The sequence below is a fragment of the Allobosea sp. BH3 genome, assembly GCF_025499465.1.
Lineage (GTDB): Bacteria > Pseudomonadota > Alphaproteobacteria > Rhizobiales > Beijerinckiaceae > Allobosea.
The window spans coordinates 643,083-662,797 of record NZ_JAIMCA010000004.1 but is presented as its reverse complement, the minus strand read 5'-3'; the positions used below and the strand labels follow the sequence as shown (position 1 = coordinate 662,797).

Sequence of the window (19,715 nt, the reverse complement as noted above, 5' to 3'; positions counted from 1 at the left end):
CCGAGACCCCGGAGCGTCGCAATCTTTTGGAGAGACCACAATGACCAGCGAGACCCATCCGCGCGAGCGCCTGAAACAGGCCCCGGCCGAGATCCTGAGATGCCTGCCCGCCCTGGGGCGCGTCATGCTGAGCACCCGCTCCGGCGGCGCCACGCATGAGCGCATGGGCGCGGTCGAGACCGTCACGGCTGAGGCCGATGCCATTCGCCTGGGCGGCACCTTCCACGACAGCCGGATCGACCTGACCACGGTCGTCAGCATGGTCGCCGATCGCACGGCCACGATGCGCGACCGGGTGCTACCGCGGCTGGAATGCCAGGACGCGGCGGGCGAGAGCCTGTTCAGCCTGATCGCACTCGATGGACTCGAGCCCTTCGACAAGGCGCTGGAGTCCTTCGGTGCCGGAGAGAAGCTCGATCCTCTCGTGCGCGATGCACCGGGAATGGGCGGTGCGGCGGATGTGCCGGAGGACGATCTCGGCGCCCGCAGCTTCGCCGCGATCCTTGCCAGCGGTGCCGCCATCACCATCGATATCGAGCGGCCCGGCCTGTTCCAGCACTGGGAGGGCGCGCTGCCGGAGCCGAAGCCGGCCATGGGCTTCGTGAACATCATGCAGCCGGACTTCCATCTGCATCTCAAGGCCGGCGCCGTCGCAGGCTGGGAGCGGCAGGAGGCGGACGGCACCGTCACGCTCCATGCCCGCGACGCCGAGGGCAAGAGCTTCGGCCTTGTGCTGCGCGGCCCCGCCGCTGCTTTCGGCGAGGTTCCGGAAAGCCATGCTGGTCGCGGCTGAGCCGAGCCCGGCGGGCGAGGGCCTCGCCCATCCGCGCGCGCGCTGGCTCTGCCCGGGCACGGGCAGGCTGCAGCCACAGGGCGAGGTGATCGGGGAGGCTGCGAAGAAGCGCGTCGTGCTGCTCGGCGAGTCCCACGACATCGCCGAGATCCATCGCTGGCAGCTCCATGTCACAGCCTTCCTGCACATGCTGCGGCCGCAGATGGCGGTGGGATTCGAGATGTTTCCGCGGCGGATACAGCCGGTGCTGGATGCGTGGGTCGATGGCGCGATGGACACCGCAACCTTCATCGAGCGCAGCGAGTGGGCACAGGTCTGGGGATTCGATCCCGAGCTCTACCTGCCGCTATTTCATTTCTGCCGGCAGCAGCGGGTGAAGATGCTGGCGCTCAACTGCTACCGAGAACTCGTCACGCGCGTCGGCCAGGCCGGCTGGGATGCGATCCCTGTCGAGGAGCGCGATGGCCTGACCCCGTCGGCGCCTGCCACCGATGCCTATCGTGCCTATCTCGAACGGCTGATGAAAAGCTTCGGCGGCGCGGAGCGACCTGCCGGCGCCGCATCGCCGGTGAGCGACCGCTTCCTGCGCGCGCAGCAGACCTGGGACCGCGCCTTCGCCTGTGGCATCGCCGACCATCTGGCGGCGGTGCCGGACGACCTCGTGATCGGCATCATCGGGCGTGGCCATCTCGAATATGGCCACGGCACGCCCTATCAGCTGCGCGATCTGGGCATCGAGGATGTGGCGGTGCTGCTGCCGGGCACAGCCGAAGCCTATGACGCGGCAGCCCTCACGGGCATCGCCGATGCCGTGTTCCGGCTCGACACGCCCGAGCCGCCCGCGCCGCGACGCGAACGCCCCAAGCCGGCATGATGTCTATTCTGCGCCATATCGCCCACCTGACGAAGCTCTGCGTCAAGGGGCCGGGCGGGCTGCTTGGCGTGCTGCAGTTCCTGGCCATCGTCGGGCTCGGACTGATCGGCGTGCGGATCGGCGTCCAGCTGATCACCTGGAACGCGGACTTCTACAACGCGATCCAGAAACTCGACGTGCCCGCCGTCCTGCAGCAGATACAGGTCTATTTCGGCCTGACCGCGATTTCCGTCGTGCTGCATCTGGCCTCGGCCTATATGCGCCGCATGCTGCAGATTCGCTGGCGGCATTCGCTGACCGAGGCCACGCTCGAGCGCTGGCTGTCAGGCAAGGCCTATTGGCATCTGCGCGATCGCACGGAGGCCGGGCTGGACAACCCGGACCAGCGCATCGCGGAGGATTGCCGCATCTTCGTCGACAAGCTCACCGACGAGGCGCTGGACCTGATCACCCGCGTGGTCGGCCTGGTCTCGTATGTCGCGATCCTCTGGTCGCTCTCGACCTTCCCGCTGGCTTTCGTAATGGCGGGCTTCTCGATCGAGATCCCGCGCTACATGGTCTGGGCGGCGCCGATCTATGTCGTGATCGCGACCTTCATCACGCACGGACTCGGCGCGCCACTGAAGAAGCTCGATTTCGAGCAGCAGCGCCGCGAGGCCGATTTCCGCTTCGCCCTGACGCGGCTGCGCGAGAACATCGAGCCCGTGGCGCTCGCCGGCGGGGAGGCGGCTGAGCGCAACGAGCTGTCGCGCCGCTTCGCGGCGCTGGCCAGGAACTGGTATGCGCTGACCAATCGCGAGTTGATCCTCGGCTTCTTCTCCCGGCCCTATTTCCAGACCGTGCTGACGATTCCGATCTTCCTGGCGCTGCCGGCCTATCTTGCCGGGCGCGTGACCTTTGGCGGGCTGATGCAGCTGCGCTCCGCCTTCCAGAACGTCGTCACGACGCTGTCCTGGTTCATCTTCTCGTACAAGGATCTGGCACAGCTGGCCGCTACCGCAAGCCGGCTCAGCCATTTCCTCGCCGCCGCCGAGGCGGCGAGCCGGGCGGGTGCGAAAGCCGGCCCCGAAGTCTCTGACGGTGAGCTCTTTCGGGTGAACGGCCTTGTGCTCGCGACGCCCGACGGGCGCGCGCTGGCGCCGCTGCCAGAGCTCGAACTCAAGGCCGGCGAGTCCTGCTGGATCATGGCTCCGTCAGGCTTCGGCAAGAGCACGCTGGTCAAGGCATTGGCCGGTCTCTGGCGCCATGGCGAGGGCTCGATCGAGCGCCCGGCCGCGTCGATCAGCTTCGCATCGCAGCAGGTCTACCTGCCGCTTGGCAGCATGGCCGCGGCGCTGGCTTATCCCGCGCTGCCGGAGGCGTTCAGCGAGGCGGAGTATCAGCGAGCGCTCGAGGCCGTCGGTCTGGCCAACCTCGGGACGCCCGAAGAGGCGGACTGGCAGCGCATCCGCCATGGCCTGTCCGGTGGCGAGCGGCAGCGGCTCGCGCTCGCGCGCCTGCACCTGCAGAAACCGGACTGGCTGGTGCTCGATGAGGCGACGAGCGCGCTGGATGCCGAGGCGGAGGGGCAGATCCTGTCCGCGCTACGACGGGCGCTGCCGGACGCGACCTTCGTGCTCATCGCGCATCGTGAGCCGCAGGGCATCGCCCTCTCCCGGAGGATCGAGCTGGGGTGGCAGCCGCGCGCGGGGGCCGCACAGGACGTTGCCGGCTCCGTTTCCGAACCCGTAGGCTGACGACCTGCACCCCAAACTCACATCTCTTCGGTCGCCATGATGCGCTTTCCATCGCCGGCTCAGGCCGCTGCCGCCGCCCGCCGCAAGCTCGCCCGCTGGAACCAGGTTCCACGGCTGCTGCGGTCGCTGTGGCGGACGAGCCCCGCCCTGTTCGTGACGGTGGCGATCGTACGGCTGCTGCGCGCCCTGCAGACGCCCGCTGTGCTCTTTGTCGGCAAGCTGATCATCGACGAGATCGTGCTGCAGACACGGACGCCGTCCCCCGGCCCGACCCTGAACGACTGGATCGAGAGCGGCAGGGCCTCGGCGCTGGCGAGCTGGATTTTCGTGGAATTCCTGCTGGTCGCCGGCGGCAATGCGCTGAACCGCCTCGGCATGCTAGTCGAGGGGCTGCTCTCGGAACGGCAGGGCTTCGCCCTCGGCGCCCAGCTCGTCGAGCGGGCGGCGGAGCTGGACCTCACGGATATCGAGGGCAGCGTCGCGCAGGACAAGCTGCAACGCGCCAATGCCGCGACGATGATCGGCTATCAACTCATCACCACGCTGCTCACGCAGGCGCAGAATGCGGTGACGCTGCTCGTGCTGCTGGCCGGGCTGGTCTTCTTCGTGCCCTGGCTGATCCTGCTGCTGCTCGCCGCGCTGCTGCCGACCCTTCTGGTCGAGATGCACTTCAATAGGCGGCAATACGAGGTCTCCGTGGCGCTGGTGCCGGAGCGTCGGCACCTGAGCTACCTGCAGCATGTCGGCGCGGCGGCCCACACGGCCAAGGAGGTGAAGCTCTTCCGGCTCGGGGGCTATATCGCCGGTATGCTGCGGGGGCTCGCAGCGCGCATCGTCGCCCGCAATCGCGCCCTCGCGCTGCGCCGGGCGGCGTGGAGCAGTATCTCAGGGGCGCTGGGCTCGCTTGCCTATTACGCTGTCTATGCCGCGATCGCCTGGCGCGCACTCAGCGGCGACATCAGCCTCGGTGACCTGACCTTCCTGGCCGGTTCGCTGACCCGGCTCAACGGCCTGTTCGAAGGGCTGATCGTCGGTCTCAGCCAGATCGTCGCGCAGCTCCAGTATCTCGGCGATCTCTACGCTTTCCTGGACATGCGCTCCGCTGTGCCCGAGCCGGCCGATCCGCAGCCCTTCCCGGTGCCGCTCAAGCACGGCGTCGTCTTCGAGGACGTCGGCTTCCGCTATCCGGGCAAGGAGGAATGGGCGCTGCGCGGCCTCAGCTTCACGCTTCCCGCCGGCGAGACGCTGGCGCTGGTCGGCGAGAACGGCGCCGGCAAGACGACCATCGTCAAGCTGCTGACCCGGCTCTATGAGCCGGACGAAGGCCGCATCCTGGTCGACGGCGTCGACATCCGCGATATCCCGCCGCTGGAGCTGCGCGAGCATATCGGAGCGATCTTCCAGGATTTCGTCCGCTACAACCTGATCGCCTCGGACAATATCGGCGTCGGCCGCGTCGGCCGCATCGGGGAGCGCGCGGCGATCGTGGAGGCGGCCCGCAAGAGCCTGGCCGATCCGGTGATCGCCGAGCTTCCCGGCGGCTATGATCAGATGCTCGGTCTCTCCTTCGCGAAGGGGCTCGATCTCTCCGGCGGCGAATGGCAGAAGATCGCCATCGCCCGCGCCTATTTCCGCGATGCCGAGGTCCTGATCCTCGACGAGCCGACGGCCGCCCTCGATGCCCGCTCAGAGGCCGAGATCTTCGAGCGCTTCCGCCATCTCGGTGCCGGAACGACGGCGCTGCTGATCTCGCACCGGTTCTCGACCGTGCGCATGGCCGATTGCATCCTGGTGCTGGAGAACGGCGCGATCCTCGAGAGCGGCAGTCATGCCGAGCTGATGACTCTTGGCGGGCGCTATGCCGAGCTTTTCAATCTGCAGGCTGCCGGATTTCTCTGAGCATCCGCCATCGGGCCTGCTGCAGCATGCTGCGCCTCATTCACCGGCCTGCCCGAGATTTCGGGCGCCCGATCACGCCAACGCTTCCGCAATCGCGGCGTGTATCTGAGCCTGGCCGAAAGGCTTGCCGAGGTAGACGGCGCCCGTCGGCATCGGCCCCAATTCTTCGACCGCGCTGCCCGTCGCAATGATCAGCCCGATGTCCGGATGAAGCTCGCGGGCCTTCGAGGCCAGAGCGAGCCCATCGAGAGCGGTATGGAACTTGACGTCGGTCACGAGCAGCCCGACAGCGTCCAGCCGCTGCAGTTCCTGCAGCGCAGCTTCGGCGCAAAAGAACTCCGCGACCCGCAATCCCGCGCTCTCGAGCGCGTCCACCAGATGCAAATTGATGAATGGGTCGTCCTCGACCACCAACGCAGTCATTGGCGGTCGCTTATCATCGGCACGTAGCATTCCATGCTTCAAGCACGGCAATTTATTTCGTGACCCATCAAATGATATGACCGGGCAACACGATTGATGGCACCGCGTCGGGAGAAGCCCCGAGGCGGATCGCGACAGAGCTGAATGTTCGCGATGCCAGAAGCCAAGCGAAGGAGCCAGAGTGTCCGGATTCTCCTACCTCATAAGGGCATTGGCCGGTCGCGACCGACTGACCGACAATGACAGGGCGCTCATCGAGACTTTGCCGCACCGCCGCCGGAGCTTTCCAAAGGGCGCGCAGCTAGTGGTCGAACACTCGCGCCCCACGGAAAGCTGCCTGGTCACCGGCGGCATTACAGCCCGCGAAGTCTTCCTGTCGGATGGCAGCAGGCAGATCAGCGCGATGCATGTCCCCGGCGATTTCGTCGATCTGCACGCCTTTTTGCTCAAGCTGATGGATCACAGCGTCGTCGCGCTGACTGAGTGCGAAGCGGTGTTCGTGCCGCATGGGGAGCTGCTGCGCATCTCGGAGCAATCGCCACATCTGACGCGACTGTTTTGGCTTTCGACCGTGATCGACGGCGCTATCCAGCGAGCCTGGATCGCCTCCATGGGGCGGCGTTCGCCGCTGTCGCATATCAGCCATCTGCTTTGCGAGATGTATTTGCGCCTTCAGGTCGCGGGCCTCGTCGAGGGCGATACATTCGACTTCCCGATCTCGCAGCCGGACCTTGCAGACATGCTGGGCCTCTCCATCGTGCATGTGAGCAGGACGCTGAAGGAGCTCCGCCAGCTGAACTACTTCACATGGGACGGGGGACGGGTGCGCATGCTGGACTATAAGCGGCTGGCGAAGCTCGCCGATTTCGATCCGACATACCTGAATCTGATCCAGGAGCCGCGCTAGATCAGCGCGCGCCCCGTCGGACGCGAAGAAGCGATCTCGCTTGTTGTCGAAGCTCGGATCTTCCCGAAAGGCGGATTGCACCTATCGCTCCGATGCTCTGGCGGAACTCCCTGCCCCGTGGCGCATTCATGCGACATGCCGAGGTATTTCATCGACAGTTCTGATGGTGCACGTGACGTCGAAGACGACAGCGGCCTAGAACTCGCAAGCGACAGGGCGGCGCGCTCGGCGGCGCTCGATGCCCTCGCCGATATGGTCCGCGACGTGTTGCCCGACGGCGACCACCGGATCTTCAGCGTGAACGTTCGAAACGCGACGGGCGGGGAGCTGTATCAGGCCAAGATCACCCTGGAGGGGAAGTGGCTGGAGCCGGGTTCGGAAGAACGGGACAGCGAGCGCTAACGGACCGTCCAAGCTCGCCAGCGGCCGGGAGCTCTTCAAAGGGTATGATACCTGCGAAGGAAAGTGGTAGCGGGAGATCGTCTCAGTCTACCCCCCCGAGCAGAACAAATCGTGTTCCGCATCAATTTGCGAGCGCAGCGCATGTGGGCCTAGCGGCTTGAATGACTGCTATGGGTCGGAAGCGGCCATCACGGTGAGGCAACCGTGTGCGCCGAATATGTGAACCATCCCAACTTATTCTGGGCATCCGACTGAAAAGCACGCTCCAAAAATGTAGGAAAATGGAGAGAAAGCAGCCGCTACTAAGATTATCAGCAGAAAACGTACTTTTGCTTTAGTGAGACGGCCCAGTATTGCGGTGGCGATTGCAGATAGCAGCCACACCAGGGCCAAATGCAGCCAGGTAGACTGCCGCAGAAAAAAATCACCGCGCCCCGACGCCAGCGCAAGTCCGCTCACCAGAATGAGCTGGAACGCGATAATCCAAAACATTGTCAGAATAATACGCATCGCCATCGTCTGGTAGGGTTTCGCGCAAGCATACGTTCTGAGATTGGTTCCGCAATGGGTCGAAAGCGGACGCACTGGGCATTCCGATTTCCGTCGCGCGTAGTGGTAGCGCCTTGGGTATTGTGAAATTCGCAAAATCCTAAGCGATTACAATAGCTTAGGAGAATTTGGTAGCGGGAGAGGGACTTGAACCCCCGACACGCGGATTATGATTCCGCTGCTCTAACCAGCTGAGCTACCCCGCCACGGACAGGCGAGCCGGCTTGGCCGGCTCGTCGTCGAGGCGCGATATAGGCGTCGTGATGCGGGCTCGTCAAGCCTTGTGGATCAAGCTTAGGCGGAGGCGAGCTTGCGGAGGCGCACCACCTTGAAATAACCGCGCCCGACATGGACCGTCTCATAGCGGCCCGTCGCCGCGCCCCAGCCCGTCAGGCGGCTGACCTTGAAGTCCGTGCTCCAGCCGATCCGCCGCATCAGCGGGGCGAGCCCGGTCCAGAACGGCGCGAGCAGGCCGCCGTCGTCGATCAGGCGGCTGGAGATGATGATCTCGCCGCCCGGCTTCAGCACCCGGTCCATCTCGGCCAGCGCCTGCTCGGGGTCGGGCACCAGCGTGATGACGAACTGCGCCGTCACGGCGTCGAATCGCTCGGGGCCGAAGCCGAGCCGGCAGGCGTCCATCACCATGAGCCCACGGACATGGGCGAGCTTCTGCTCCGCCACCTTGCGATGCGCCACCTTGAGCATGTCGAAGGAGAGGTCGGCGCCGAAGACCCGCGAATCCGGCGTGAAATAGGGCAGGGTAAGGCCGGTGCCGACCCCGATCTCGAGAATGTCCGGCCCGCAGGCGCAGGCCGCGTCCACCGCCTCGCGCTGAGGCCGGGCCAGCAGGCGCTGATAGATCCGATCGTAGAACTTCGCCCAGGTCGCATAGGCGCGCTTCTGGGTGTCGAGATCGTCGGTCGCCGGCATGGAAGGTTCCGCGAGGGGGGCTGTCAGGAGAGGGCGAGGGCGGCGGGCGGTGCGGCCGCCGGCAGGGCGAGGGGGCGGCGCAGGATGGTGCCGCCGCCAAGCACGCGGGAACCCGGCCCGGCGTCAGTATAGATCACGCAGGCCTGGCCGGGCGAGACGCCCTCCTCGTCGATGGCGAGCTCGATGCGCAGCCCCTCCTCGTCGCGGAAGAGGCGGGCCTCGCGCGGGGCGCGCGTCGAACGCACGCGCACCGCAACGTCGAGCCCCTCGGGCGGCAGATCCTCGAGCGCCGTCTCAGCCAGCCAGTTCACGTCGCGCAGGCGGATCTCGCGGGTGCTCAGCGCCTCGCGCGGGCCGACGATGACGCGGGCGCCATCGGCATCGAGCCGCAGCACGTAGAGCGGCTCGGCCGCGCTGATGCCGAGGCCCTTGCGCTGGCCGACGGTGTAGTGGAGCACGCCGTCATGCCGGCCGAGCACGCGGCCGTCGAGATGGACGATCTCGCCGGGGCGGGAGGCGCCGGGCTTCAGTCTTTCGATAACGTCAGCATAGCGGCCGTTCGGCACGAAGCAGATGTCCTGGCTGTCCGGCTTGTCGGCGATGGCGAGACCCAGCTCGGCGGCCAGCGCGCGGGTGCGGGCCTTGTCGATATGGCCGAGCGGGAAGCGCAGCAGGTCGAGCTGCTCCTGCGTCGTGGCATAGAGGAAATAGCTCTGGTCGCGGTTGGCATCGGCGGCGCGGAACAGGCCGCGATGGCCGTTGCCGAGATCGCGGCTGACGACATAGTGGCCTGTGGCCAGCGCATCGGCGCCGAGCTCCTTCGCCAGATCGAGCAGGTCACGGAACTTCACCGTGCGGTTGCACTCGACACAGGGGATCGGCGTTTCGCCCGCGAGATAGCTCTCGGCGAAGCGCTCGATCACGGCGTCGCGGAAACGGCTCTCATAGTCGAGCACGTAGTGCGGGATGCCGATCGCCTCGGCGACGCGGCGCGCGTCGTGGATATCCTGCCCCGCGCAGCAGGCGCCGGCGCGGTGCACCGCGGCGCCATGGTCGTACAGTTGTAGCGTCACGCCGATGACGTCGTAGCCCTCGCGCTTGAGCAAGGCGGCCACCACCGAGGAATCGACGCCGCCAGACATCGCCGCGACGACGCGCGTCGCCGCGGGCGGCTTGGCGATATCGAGGGAGTTGCGGGGTGTGCTCATCGGCTGCAATGGGATCCGGCGGCGCTTAGGCGGCTTTTCGCGCTCTATACCGGCTTTGGCCCGCTGCGGCCAGCAGGATCGGCAATTCCTGCCGGCCCCGCGCGGTATCGAAGGCGATTCTTGCCGCCAATATGGCGATCCGCTTCGCTAAGTCATTGATTTGGAACAAGAGAGCTCTGGCTCGCAACTTGCTCGACGCCACAGGCGTTCGGTTGCCCTGTTGCGAAAGCAGTTCATGTCTGTCCAGGCCTTGTTCAATAATCCGGCTGCTCCAGAGGCTGCCGTCTCCCGTGCCCGCTCCGATAAAGCGGGGCGGCGGGAGACGGGTGCGACCTTCGCGCTGCCGGAGCCGACGAGGAGCAACCGCGACGCCGCGCCGGCCGAGAAGGAGCGTCCGGCAGCCAGATCATCCGCTGCGGATGACAAGCGCGCGGAGGAAGCTCCTCCGCCGAAGAAGAACGACGTAGCGGCGAAGGACGAGCCTGCCGCCAAGCCGGACGAGCCCAAGGCTTCCACCGCCCCCAAGGCGCCCGCGCAGAACGATGCTGCCGCGACGTCCGAAGAGGTCGAGAACGCCGACGAGACGGACAAGGTCGAGCAGGCCGCGCCGCTGACGGGCATTGATTTCCTGCTCGCGATGGCGGCAGCCCAACTCGAGGCCGCCTCCGGCGAGGCGGGGGCAGAGACGGATGCCGAAGCCGGCGTCGGCGAGACCGCTGCCGAAGGCGAAGCGGGCGAAGGCAAGGCGAAGGAGGCTGCCGCCGCCACGCCACAGCCCGTCGCCGTGCCGGTGGTTCCGCTGCCGGTCCAATCCGGCCCAGTTCTCGATGGCGCCGGCATGACCGCGGACGCCGATGGAGAGGCCCTGCAGCAGGTCGCCGGCGACGGGACGGCGCAGGCAGCCAAGACGGCGCTCGCACTCGAGGGTGCGGATAAGGCCGACGGGAAAGCCCAGGCCGAACCTGTTGGCGATGCCCCCAAGCATGCAGCGCATGCAACCTCATCTTCTCCGGCAGATCCGAAACCGTTCGAGATGTTGCTGCAGCAGCCGGTCGCCAAGGCGGAGGCCGGCAAGCTTGTGCAGCAGCTCGATCCGAACAGCTTGATGTCGGGCGCAGCCGCCGCCGCGGGGCAGGGGACTACCGCCACCGGCGCACCGACACCGGTGCATCTCGTTCCCATCGAGATCGGTCTCCGGGCCATGTCGGGCGCGAAGCAGTTCGACATCCGGCTCGATCCGGCCGAACTCGGACGCGTCGACGTCAATCTCTCCATTTCCGACAGCGGCGAGGTCAGCGCCAGGTTGGTGGTGGACCGGGTCGAGACCCTGCATCTCCTCCAGCGCGACGCACGGACGCTGGAGCGCGCCTTCGAGCAGGCGGGGCTGAAGCCCTCCGACGGCGGCGTCGACATCACCTTGCGCGATCCGTCCGACCAGTCGGCCTTCCGCCAGAACCGGCAGCACGACGAGGCGCCGCAGCGCTCGCGGCAGCAGCATGGCGCTGATGCAGGCGACGACGCTTCCCTTTCGATTGATCCCGTTCCGCAGCGCCGCCTCGTCCGGCTCGGCGGCGTTGATCTCAGCATCTGAGCGAGGAGAATCTCCATGGCCCTTACCGGGACAGGCGGCGTCTCCGGCACGTCGAACACCACAACGGTGACCGGCGGTACGACCGGCATCGCCAACAATTTCGACCAGTTCCTGACGCTGCTGACGACGCAGCTCAAGAACCAGTCGCCGCTCGATCCGATGGACACCAACCAGTTCACCGCCCAGCTCGTCCAGTTCGCCGGCGTCGAGCAGCAGCTCAAGACCAACGAGACGTTGGCCTCGCTACTGAGCCTCAACGCGGCCGGCACGGCGACGAACGCGGTCGGCTTCATCGGCGCGACGATCACGGCCGATGGTGCGACGGCCCAGATGGTGAACAGCAAGGCCGACTGGCAGGTCAACATGCCTCAGGCCGGCAGCGCCACCATCACCATCAAGGATTCGAACGGCAGCATCGTCTATTCGGGGACGAAGACCATGACCGCCGGCGACCAGACCTATAGCTGGGATGGCACGACCTCGACCGGCAGCAAGGCGGCGGACGGCCAGTACACGATCACGATCGACGCGAAAAACGTCGCCGGCGAATCGATCACCGCCAAGACGCAGATCAGCGGCGTCGTCGATGGCGTCGACTTCACCGGCTCCATCCCGTCGCTCAAGATCGGCGACATCGGCGTGCCGATCGACAAGGTCAAGAGCGTCGTGCGGAAGAACGGTTGAGGGAGCGAATCAGTGATGCACCACCGCCCCGGCGCTTTAGGCAATTCTTAAAGACGATTGCCTATGCTGGCTCACAGTAGCGCTGTTGAGTTGTGTGAGTAGCATCATGACCGAGCCATTGCGACCGCGGGTCAAGTACGTGATCGGACCGGACGGAAGTCCGCTGACGATCGCGGACCTCCCGCCGATGAATACGAGGCGCTGGGTCATCCGGCGCAAGGCAGAGGTGGTGGCCGCAGTGCGCGGTGGGCTACTGAGCCTCGAGGAAGCCTGCCAGCGCTATACGCTGACCGTCGATGAATTCCTGAGCTGGCAGATGTCGATCGACCAGCATGGCCTCGCCGGCCTGCGGACGACCCGGATCCAGCATTACCGCCAGTAAGCGGCGCGATTTTCCGATTTCTTTCAAAGGCGTCGGCCCCAACAGGGCCGGCGCCTTTTGCATTTTTGCCGCGCTCATACAGGCAAAGTTTGGGGCCGCAGACAAAAATTAACCGACTGCTAACCATGCACTGGGAAAAACTTGCCTAGTGGGTCGGGGCAAGCGCGCCCTCCCTTCGATTCTGTGGGACGGATGACGGCGTGAACGCCCTGATCGAGCAGTTTGCCAAATTCGGTGCGGCGCGGCTGGCGGCCATGCTGGCGGTGACGCTGGTGCTTGTCGGCTTCTTCGGCTTCGTCATGCTGCGGATGTCGCAGCCGACGATGAGCGTGCTCTTCACCGACCTTTCGACCCAGGACGTCAACGCCATCGTCAAGGACCTGGACACGCGCGGCGTCCGCTACGAGCTGCGCAATGACGGGCAGACGGTGCTGGTGGCGAAGGAAGACGTGCCGCGCCTGCGGCTCGACCTCGCCGGCAAGGGCATCCCGAGCGGCGGCGGCGTCGGCTACGAGATCTTCGACAAGGGCGATGCCTTCTCCTCGACGAGCTTCGTCCAGAACATCAACCATCTGCGGGCGCTGGAAGGCGAGCTCGCCCGGACGATCCGCTCGATCGGCCGGGTGCAGCAGGCGCGCGTCCATCTCGTCATCCCGGAACGGCGCCTGTTCGAGCGCGACCGCGAGCCGCCTCGCGCCTCGATCGCACTCAAGCTCGCGGGCGATCTCGACGCTGCGCAGGTGCGGGCCGTGCGCCATCTCGTGGCGTCGGCGGTCGACGGGCTGAAGCCCGAGCGCGTCTCGATCGTGGACGAGCGCGGCCGGCTCCTGGCGGACGGCGCCCAGAGCGAGCAGGGCCTGATCGGGCTCGGCATCGAGGAGCGCCAGACCACGATCCAGAAGCGCCTCAAGTCGCAGGTCGAGGAGATCGTCGCCAGCGTCGTCGGCTATGGCCGGGCGCGGGTGCAGGTCACGGCCGATCTCGACACCAACCGGGTCGAGAGCCGCTCCGAGAATTTCGACCCGGAGAGCCGCGTCCTGCGCTCCAGCCAGAACCGCAACGAGAGCTCGACGACCACCGACAACAACGGCACGGTCACGGTCGGTAACGAACTGCCCGGCGCCCAGCAGACGCAGGGCACGAACCAGAACCAGCGCGAGAATTCCGCGAAGAACGAGGAAGTGGCCAACTACGAGATTTCGCGCACCACCCGCACCGAGGTGCTGGAAGGCGGGCGGATCAAGAAACTCTCGGTCGCCGTGCTCGTCGACGGCGTCTACAACCGCAGCCCCTCCGGCGAAATGGCCTACCAGCCGCGCAACAACGAGGAGCTGGAGCGGATCGGCGAGCTGGTGCGTACCGCTGTCGGCTTCGACCAGCAGCGCGGCGACAAGGTCGAGGTGGTCAATTTGCGCTTCGCCGACGCGCCGCCGCCGCCGAACGACCTCGTCGAGCAGACTCTGATGCAGAAGATGCTCTCCTTCAGCAAGGAGGACATCGTCCGCTTCGTGGAGCTCGGCGTGATCTCGCTGCTGACGCTGATCGTGCTGATGACGGTGGTCCGGCCGCTGCTGAAGCAGGTGCTGGCGACCGACAACAGCGCCGACGTGCGCGGCCTCCCGTCCTTCATGCGCGATGCAGTCGATGCCGATGGCAATCCGACGGGGGACCCGGCCGGCACGGGAATGCCGGTGGCGATCGGCCCCGATGGAGAGGTGATCCAGATCGAGCCACCCGCCTCGGACCGGATGCTCGCGCTCGCGCAGATCAAGGGCCAGCTCAAGGCGCAGTCCGTGGAGAAGATCGGCCAGATGGTGTCGCAGAACCCGGCGGACTCGCTCGCCGTGCTGCGTAGCTGGATCCACGAGAAGTCAGCAGCGTGACGGGTATCTGAGCCATGGCGGAAAACAGAGCCCTCGCGACGCGCGGCACCGGGCAATCGGACGTCACACCGAACAGTTTCGGCACGGTGACCAACGTTGCCGAAATGACCGGCCCGCAGCGCGCGGCTGTCATCCTGCTCGTGCTGGGCGACGAGCACGGCCGGCAGCTCTGGAAGGAACTCGACGACGACGAGATCCGAATCGTCACCCGCGCCATGGCCGAGCTCGGCACGGTCGATTCCGATGATGTCGAGAAGCTGATGGTCGATTTCGTCGGCTCGCTCTCGGCTGCCGGCGCCGTCACCGGCTCACTCGACCGCACGATCTCGCTGCTGGAGAAGATCCTGCCGAGCGACCAGGTCGCGCTGCTGATGGAGGAAATCAGGGGCCCGGCCGGCCGCAACATGTGGCAGAAGCTCGGCAACATCGATGCCGCAGTGCTCGCGAACTTCCTCAAGAACGAATACCCCCAGACCATCGCCGTGATCCTCTCCAAGATCCGGGCGGACCATGCCGCCAACGTGCTGCGCAACCTGCCGAACGAGCTGTCCGTCGAAGTGGTGGGCCGCATGCTGAGGCTCGAATCTGTGCAGAAGGAAACGCTCGACCACATCGAGAACACGCTGCGCACCGAATTCGTCTCGACGCTCACCCAGACCCGCCGGCGCGACCCTCACGAAATGATGGCCGACATCTTCAACGGCTTCGATCGCCAGACCGAGCTGCGCTTCCTGTCGGCGCTGGACGCCTCCAATGCGGAATCGGCCGAGCGCATCCGCGCCCTGATGTTCACCTTCGAGGACCTGATCCAGCTCGACCCCGCCGGGCTGCAGACGCTGATGCGGCAGGTCGACAAGGACACGCTGACGCGTGCGCTCAAGGGCGCGAGCGAGACGATGCGCAACTTCTTCTTCGGCGCCATGTCCCAACGCGCGGCCAAGATCATGCAGGACGACATGGAGGGGCTCGGCCCCCTGCGCCTCAAGGAGGTAGACGAGGCCCAGAGCCGACTCGCGCAGCTCACGAAGGACCTCGCGGAGAGGGGCGAGATCGTCCTGTCCAAGGGCAATTCCGAAGACGAGCTGGTGTACTGAGATGGCCACCGCCACGAAATTCACCTTTGGGACGGACTTCGGTGAGGGTGGACGCCGGAGCGGCGAAATGGAGCAGGCCGCAGCCCGGGCCGAGCTCGCTGCGCAGAAGGCCGCCGCCCGTGAGGAGGCCCGCGTCGAGGCCCTCGCTGAGGGCTTTCGCTCCGGTCAGGACCAGGCCAGGCAGGAGATTGAGGCGCAGCTCGGCGCGCTTGCCGGCCAGCTCGCCCAGTCGGCGGAGCGGCTCTTCGTGGAACAGGCGGCTCGTTCCGCCATGATCGAGGAACAGGCGGGGCATCTCGCCATCACGCTGGCGAGGGCACTCGCCGGTGCCGCGCTCGCGGAGAAGCCGCAGGCCGCTCTCGCCGGAGCCATCCGCGAATGCCTCGGCCACGCTCGGCAGGCGCCCCATCTCGTGCTGCGCGTCAACGAGGCGGCGGTCGAGATGGCCGAGGAGCTGGCCCGCCGGCTCGCCGCCGAGCAGGGTTTTGCCGGCAGGCTGATCGTGCTGGGAGAGCCGGAGATCGCGCCCGGCGACGGACGTATCGAATGGGCGGAGGGCGGTTTCGTCCTCGACAGCCAGCAGATTGCGGCGCTGGTCGAGCATGCGGTGCTGCGTGTGTTCGGCCGCAGCCTCACAGAATCATGAAGGTTTGAGCCATGAGCCAGGAGAACGACCTCAACCTGCCGCCGCTGAACCAGGCCGACCTGTCCTTCGATCGGGACAACGCCAAGCCCGACCGCTCGGGCCCGGTCCCGGTCAAGACGGCAGAGGATCTGGAGCAGGTCTTCGACGTGCCGGTCACGGTTTCAGCGGTGCTCGGCTCTTCGAAGATGGCGGTGGGCGATATGCTGCAGATCGTGCCTGGCACGGTGCTGGAGCTCGACCGGCGTGTCGGCGAGGCGATCGACATCTTCGTCAACGAGCGGCTGGTGGCGCGCGGCGAGGTCGTCGTCGTCGAGGACCGGCTGGGCGTGACCATGACCGAAATCATCAAGGCCGACCGGTGACGTCGGGCCGCGACTATACGACTACAGAAAGAAGGGGCTGAGCCATGCGTCTCATCATCGCCGGCGGTCTCCAGGGACAGATCATCGCCGCGGCCAAGATCGCGATGTCGCATGGGGCGGCGGTGACGCATACCGACGGGCTCGAACAGACGCTCGCCGTGCTGCGCTCGAAGGGCGCCGATCTGCTGATGATCGACGTGGTGCAGCCGATCGCAGCTTACGTCGCCGCGCTGGAGGCCGAGCGTATCCGCACACCGATCGTGGCCTGCGGAACCTCGACCGACACCCGCGCCGCCGTTGCCGCCATCCAGGCCGGCGCGCGCGAATACGTGCCGCTGCCGCCCGATCCGGACCTGATCGCCGCAGTGCTCGAGGCCGTCGCAGCGGACCAGTCGAGCCTGATCTGGCGCGATCCGGCGATGGAGCGGGTCGTGCAGCTCGCCTCTCAGATCGCGCGCTCGGAAGCCCCTGTTCTGGTCACCGGCGAGAGCGGCACCGGCAAGGAGGTGATCGCCCGTCACCTGCACCAGAAGTCGGGCCGCAAGGACAAGGCCTTCGTCGCGGTGAACTGCGCCGCCATTCCCGACAACCTGCTGGAATCCGAACTCTTCGGCCATGAGAAGGGCGCCTTCACCGGCGCCATTGCCCGCCGCATCGGCAAATTCGAGGAAGCGAATGGCGGCACGCTGCTGCTGGACGAGATTTCGGAGATGGATGTGCGCCTGCAGGCCAAGCTGCTGCGCGCGCTGCAGGAGCGGATGATCGACCGCGTCGGTGGCACGCAGCCGGTGAAGGTCGACATCCGCATCATCGCGACCTCCAACCGCAACCTGGGCGATGCGGTGCGCGAAGGCTCCTTCCGCGAGGATCTGCTCTACCGGCTGAACGTTGTGCATCTGCGCCTGCCGGCGCTGCGCGAGCGGCCCGGCGACATCCTGGCGCTGGCCGAGCATTTTTCGAAGAAATATGCCGATCTGAACGGGCTGCCGCAGCGCCCGATCGCCGCCGAGGCCCGCAGACTGCTCACCGCCAATGCCTGGCGCGGCAACGTACGCGAACTCGAGAACACGATGCACCGGGCGGTGCTGCTGGCGACAGGCGTGGAAATCGGGGGCGAAGCGGTGCTGACGCCGGAGGGCGAGTTGCTCTCGGCCGCCGCTCCTGCGCGCGATACCGCCGCACGCGCGGCACAGACGGCGGAGGCGATGACGCGTTCGCTGGTGGGGCATACGGTGGCCGATGTCGAACGGGAGCTGATCCTCGACACGCTCGACCATTGCCTCGGCAACCGCACCCATGCGGCCAAGATTCTGGGGATCTCGATCCGCACGCTGCGCAACAAGCTCAGCGAATATACCTCTGCGGGAATTACCGTGGCGGAGCCGGGTCAGACGCGCATCAACGCGGCCTGACCCGGAGGTTCGCTCTCACCAATAGCGGCGGCGATAGTAGCGCGGTCGTGCATAGTAGCGCGGGCGATAATAATAGCGCGGACGGGCATAGTAGCGCGGACGAGCATAATAGCGTGGGCGCCGGTAATAGTAGTACTGGCTGAATTCGGCGTCGGTCTTGTCGAGCGCTTCCTTCGTCTCGGCCGAGACGGCCTCGTCGCTCTTGTGCTCTTCACCCTTGTCGGGCGCGCGATCCGGGCGCGGCACCGGCACGAGCTTCGGCTGTGCGGCTTCCGTTACGGCAATGCCGCCGAAGCCGGCTGCCGTAACGCCACCGACCAGCGCCATCAGGAATGAACGTCTGTCCACTATGACCTCCAGGCTGTCTGACTGCATCTCCCATGCATTCTTAAGCGCGGAATGCAGGCGGGAAATAATGCATTTAGAGGATGGCTTGTTCCGTCCAGCTGCGTTCGGCAATCGGCGACTGCGGGTGGCCCACCATCAGTCGACGGCGTTGAGCGGCCGGGCGACGGCTTCGAGCGGCTTGCGCTCGGCGCGGACGGCGTAGCGAGCCGCGATGAAAGCGGCGGCCAGCATCAGGGCCGCACCGAGCAGATAGCCGCCGAAGACGCTGGTGCGGGAGCCGGTGTCGATCAGGATGCCGAAGAGCCAGGGGCCGGCAATGCCGCCTGCGCCCGTGCCGATGGCATAGAAGAGCGCAATGGCGAGCGCGCGCATCTCGACAGGGAAGGTCTCGGAGACCGTGAGATAGGCGGAACTCGCCGCTGCCGAGGCGAAGAAGAAGACGACGCTCCAGCACAGGGTGAGCTGCGTGGCGGTGAGCAGGTCCTGCTGGAAGAGATAGCCCGTTCCGGCCAGCAGCAGGCCGGACAGCGCATAGGTCGTCGCGATCATGACGCGCCGGCCCAGCGTATCGAAAAGCCGGCCGATCAGGAGCGGGCCGAGGAAATTGCCTGCGGCGAAGGGCAGGATGAACCAGCCGACCTGTTGCGAGGGCACGCCGTAGAAGTCGGTCAGGATCAGGGCGTAGGTGAAGAAGATCGCGTTGTAGAAGAAGGCCTGCGCCAGCATCAGAGCGAGCCCCACCAGCGCGCGCTCGCGATGGATGACGAAGAGCGCCTCGAAGACCTCGCCGAGCGGAATGGCGGTGCGTGGGCGCAGGCGGGTCAGTTGGAGCGTCTCGCCGGGCCGCGGGACCGAGCTGCAGCGCCGCTCGATGTCGGAGACGATGGCTGCGGCGCGCTCGGTATGGCCATGGCTGATGAGCCATCGCGGGCTCTCCGGTATCCATTGCCGGAGGAAGAGGATGACGAGGCCCAGCGCCGCGCCGATGAAGAAGGCGAGGCGCCAGCCCTTCTCGGGATCGATCACGGCGGGATCGAGCAGGATGATGGCGCCCAGCGCACCGAGCGCCGCGCCGATCCAGAACGAGCCGTTGATGACGAGGTCCGTCCAGCCGCGCATGCGGGCGGGGATGAGTTCTTGGATTGTAGAGTTGATGGCGGTGTATTCGCCGCCTATGCCCATTCCGGTCAGGAAGCGGAAGGCGATGAAGCTCGCCACGTTCCAGGAGAAGGCGGTTGCCGCCGTGGCGGCCAGATACACCAGCACCGTGATGGTGAAGAGCTTCTTGCGGCCGAGCCGGTCGGTGAGCCAGCCGAAGAGCACGGCGCCCAGCACGGCGCCTGCGATATAGGCCGCACCGGCCAGCCCGATCTCGGTATTGGTGAGCCTGAGGACCGGGCTTTCCTTCAGGGCGCCGGAGACGGAGCCGGCCAGCGTGACCTCGAGCCCGTCCAGGATCCAGGTGACGCCGAGCGCGACGACGACGAGCGTGTGAAAGCGGGACCAGGGCAGGCGATCCAGCCGCGCGGGCACGTCGGTTTCGATCGTGCCGCGCTGTTCCGCGGCCGGCGCTGTCATGCCGGTTTCCTCCA

General features: G+C 66.4%; 20 protein-coding genes and 1 tRNA gene. 14 read left to right on the top strand and 7 right to left on the bottom strand.

The features are described 5' to 3' along the window. Positions 1-40 precede the first annotated feature (40 nt). Genes BoBH3_RS16075 through BoBH3_RS16060 form a run of 4 tightly spaced genes read left to right on the top strand, consistent with a single transcriptional unit; the run spans position 41 to position 5,302 of the window. Positions 41-793 carry a ChuX/HutX family heme-like substrate-binding protein gene (locus BoBH3_RS16075; protein WP_262331816.1) on the top strand — a complete coding sequence of 251 codons (753 nt, stop codon included), beginning with the start codon at positions 41-43 and terminating at the stop codon, positions 791-793. After that, positions 777-1,667, top strand: coding sequence for a ChaN family lipoprotein (locus tag BoBH3_RS16070; protein WP_262331815.1), 891 nt, complete (start codon positions 777-779; stop codon positions 1,665-1,667). Before BoBH3_RS16075 ends, BoBH3_RS16070 begins: the two co-directional genes overlap by 17 nt. Beyond that, the gene (locus BoBH3_RS16065) at positions 1,664-3,403 is read left to right on the top strand and encodes an ABC transporter ATP-binding protein/permease (protein WP_316045109.1); all 1,740 of its coding nucleotides are present in this window, start codon (positions 1,664-1,666) and stop codon (positions 3,401-3,403) included. Before BoBH3_RS16070 ends, BoBH3_RS16065 begins: the two co-directional genes overlap by 4 nt. 36 nt (positions 3,404-3,439) lie before the next feature. Further along, positions 3,440-5,302 carry an ABC transporter ATP-binding protein gene (locus tag BoBH3_RS16060; RefSeq protein ID WP_262331814.1) on the top strand — a complete coding sequence of 621 codons (1,863 nt, stop codon included), beginning with the start codon at positions 3,440-3,442 and terminating at the stop codon, positions 5,300-5,302. Positions 5,303-5,374: 72 nt separating this feature from the next. On the opposite strand, the gene BoBH3_RS16055 is transcribed toward BoBH3_RS16060, so the two are convergent. Next, a complete protein-coding gene (locus BoBH3_RS16055; protein WP_262331813.1) occupies positions 5,375-5,713 on the bottom strand; it encodes a response regulator in 339 nt (112 codons plus the stop codon). A 193-nt stretch (positions 5,714-5,906) separates the two neighbouring features. Between BoBH3_RS16055 and BoBH3_RS16050 the strand changes: the two genes are divergently transcribed. Together BoBH3_RS16050 and BoBH3_RS16045 are read left to right on the top strand one after the other, a co-directional pair. Beyond that, positions 5,907-6,632: a Crp/Fnr family transcriptional regulator gene (locus BoBH3_RS16050; RefSeq protein WP_262331812.1), complete on the top strand. Its 726-nt coding sequence runs from the start codon at positions 5,907-5,909 to the stop codon at positions 6,630-6,632. Positions 6,633-6,767: 135 nt separating this feature from the next. After that, a complete protein-coding gene (locus BoBH3_RS16045) occupies positions 6,768-7,034 on the top strand; it encodes a DUF6894 family protein (RefSeq protein ID WP_262331811.1) in 267 nt (88 codons plus the stop codon). Between the two features lie 234 nt (positions 7,035-7,268). Here BoBH3_RS16045 and BoBH3_RS16040 read toward each other — a convergent pair whose 3' ends face one another. From BoBH3_RS16040 to mnmA, 4 genes are all read right to left on the bottom strand, one after another. After that, positions 7,269-7,544, bottom strand: coding sequence for a hypothetical protein (locus BoBH3_RS16040; RefSeq protein WP_262331810.1), 276 nt, complete (start codon positions 7,542-7,544; stop codon positions 7,269-7,271). A 168-nt stretch (positions 7,545-7,712) separates the two neighbouring features. After that, positions 7,713-7,789, bottom strand: a tRNA-Met gene (locus tag BoBH3_RS16035). Between the two features lie 88 nt (positions 7,790-7,877). Next, positions 7,878-8,513, bottom strand: coding sequence for a class I SAM-dependent methyltransferase (locus BoBH3_RS16030; protein WP_262331809.1), 636 nt, complete (start codon positions 8,511-8,513; stop codon positions 7,878-7,880). A 23-nt stretch (positions 8,514-8,536) separates the two neighbouring features. Beyond that, positions 8,537-9,721 carry a tRNA 2-thiouridine(34) synthase MnmA gene (mnmA, locus tag BoBH3_RS16025; RefSeq protein ID WP_262331808.1) on the bottom strand — a complete coding sequence of 395 codons (1,185 nt, stop codon included), beginning with the start codon at positions 9,719-9,721 and terminating at the stop codon, positions 8,537-8,539. A gap of 235 nt (positions 9,722-9,956) precedes the next feature. Here mnmA and BoBH3_RS16020 point away from each other — a divergent pair, with 235 nt between their 5' ends. From BoBH3_RS16020 to flbD, 8 genes are all read left to right on the top strand, one after another. Continuing rightward, positions 9,957-11,312, top strand: coding sequence for a flagellar hook-length control protein FliK (locus tag BoBH3_RS16020; RefSeq protein ID WP_262331807.1), 1,356 nt, complete (start codon positions 9,957-9,959; stop codon positions 11,310-11,312). Between the two features lie 15 nt (positions 11,313-11,327). Continuing rightward, positions 11,328-11,996, top strand: coding sequence for a flagellar hook assembly protein FlgD (locus tag BoBH3_RS16015; protein WP_262331806.1), 669 nt, complete (start codon positions 11,328-11,330; stop codon positions 11,994-11,996). 106 nt (positions 11,997-12,102) lie between these two features. Next, on the top strand, positions 12,103-12,378 hold the full coding sequence (gene sciP, locus BoBH3_RS16010; protein WP_038359348.1) for a CtrA inhibitor SciP: 276 nt from the start codon (positions 12,103-12,105) through the stop codon (positions 12,376-12,378). A gap of 200 nt (positions 12,379-12,578) precedes the next feature. Then, positions 12,579-14,261: a flagellar basal-body MS-ring/collar protein FliF gene (gene fliF, locus BoBH3_RS16005; protein WP_262331805.1), complete on the top strand. Its 1,683-nt coding sequence runs from the start codon at positions 12,579-12,581 to the stop codon at positions 14,259-14,261. 104 nt (positions 14,262-14,365) lie between these two features. Then, entirely contained in the window at positions 14,366-15,355 is a 990-nt protein-coding gene (fliG, locus tag BoBH3_RS16000; protein WP_410050616.1) for a flagellar motor switch protein FliG, read from the top strand. A 67-nt stretch (positions 15,356-15,422) separates the two neighbouring features. Further along, positions 15,423-16,001 carry a FliH/SctL family protein gene (locus BoBH3_RS15995; protein WP_262331803.1) on the top strand — a complete coding sequence of 193 codons (579 nt, stop codon included), beginning with the start codon at positions 15,423-15,425 and terminating at the stop codon, positions 15,999-16,001. An 11-nt stretch (positions 16,002-16,012) separates the two neighbouring features. Continuing rightward, positions 16,013-16,363, top strand: coding sequence for a flagellar motor switch protein FliN (fliN, locus tag BoBH3_RS15990; protein WP_262331802.1), 351 nt, complete (start codon positions 16,013-16,015; stop codon positions 16,361-16,363). A 44-nt stretch (positions 16,364-16,407) separates the two neighbouring features. After that, positions 16,408-17,775 carry a sigma-54-dependent transcriptional regulator FlbD gene (gene flbD, locus BoBH3_RS15985; RefSeq protein ID WP_262331801.1) on the top strand — a complete coding sequence of 456 codons (1,368 nt, stop codon included), beginning with the start codon at positions 16,408-16,410 and terminating at the stop codon, positions 17,773-17,775. Positions 17,776-17,790: 15 nt separating this feature from the next. Here the strand turns inward: flbD and BoBH3_RS15980 are convergent, their stop codons facing one another. Both BoBH3_RS15980 and BoBH3_RS15975 read right to left on the bottom strand, forming a co-directional pair. Then, entirely contained in the window at positions 17,791-18,123 is a 333-nt protein-coding gene (locus tag BoBH3_RS15980; RefSeq protein WP_262331800.1) for a hypothetical protein, read from the bottom strand. A gap of 135 nt (positions 18,124-18,258) precedes the next feature. Beyond that, positions 18,259-19,701 carry an MFS transporter gene (locus BoBH3_RS15975; protein ID WP_262331799.1) on the bottom strand — a complete coding sequence of 481 codons (1,443 nt, stop codon included), beginning with the start codon at positions 19,699-19,701 and terminating at the stop codon, positions 18,259-18,261. Positions 19,702-19,715 lie beyond the last annotated feature (14 nt).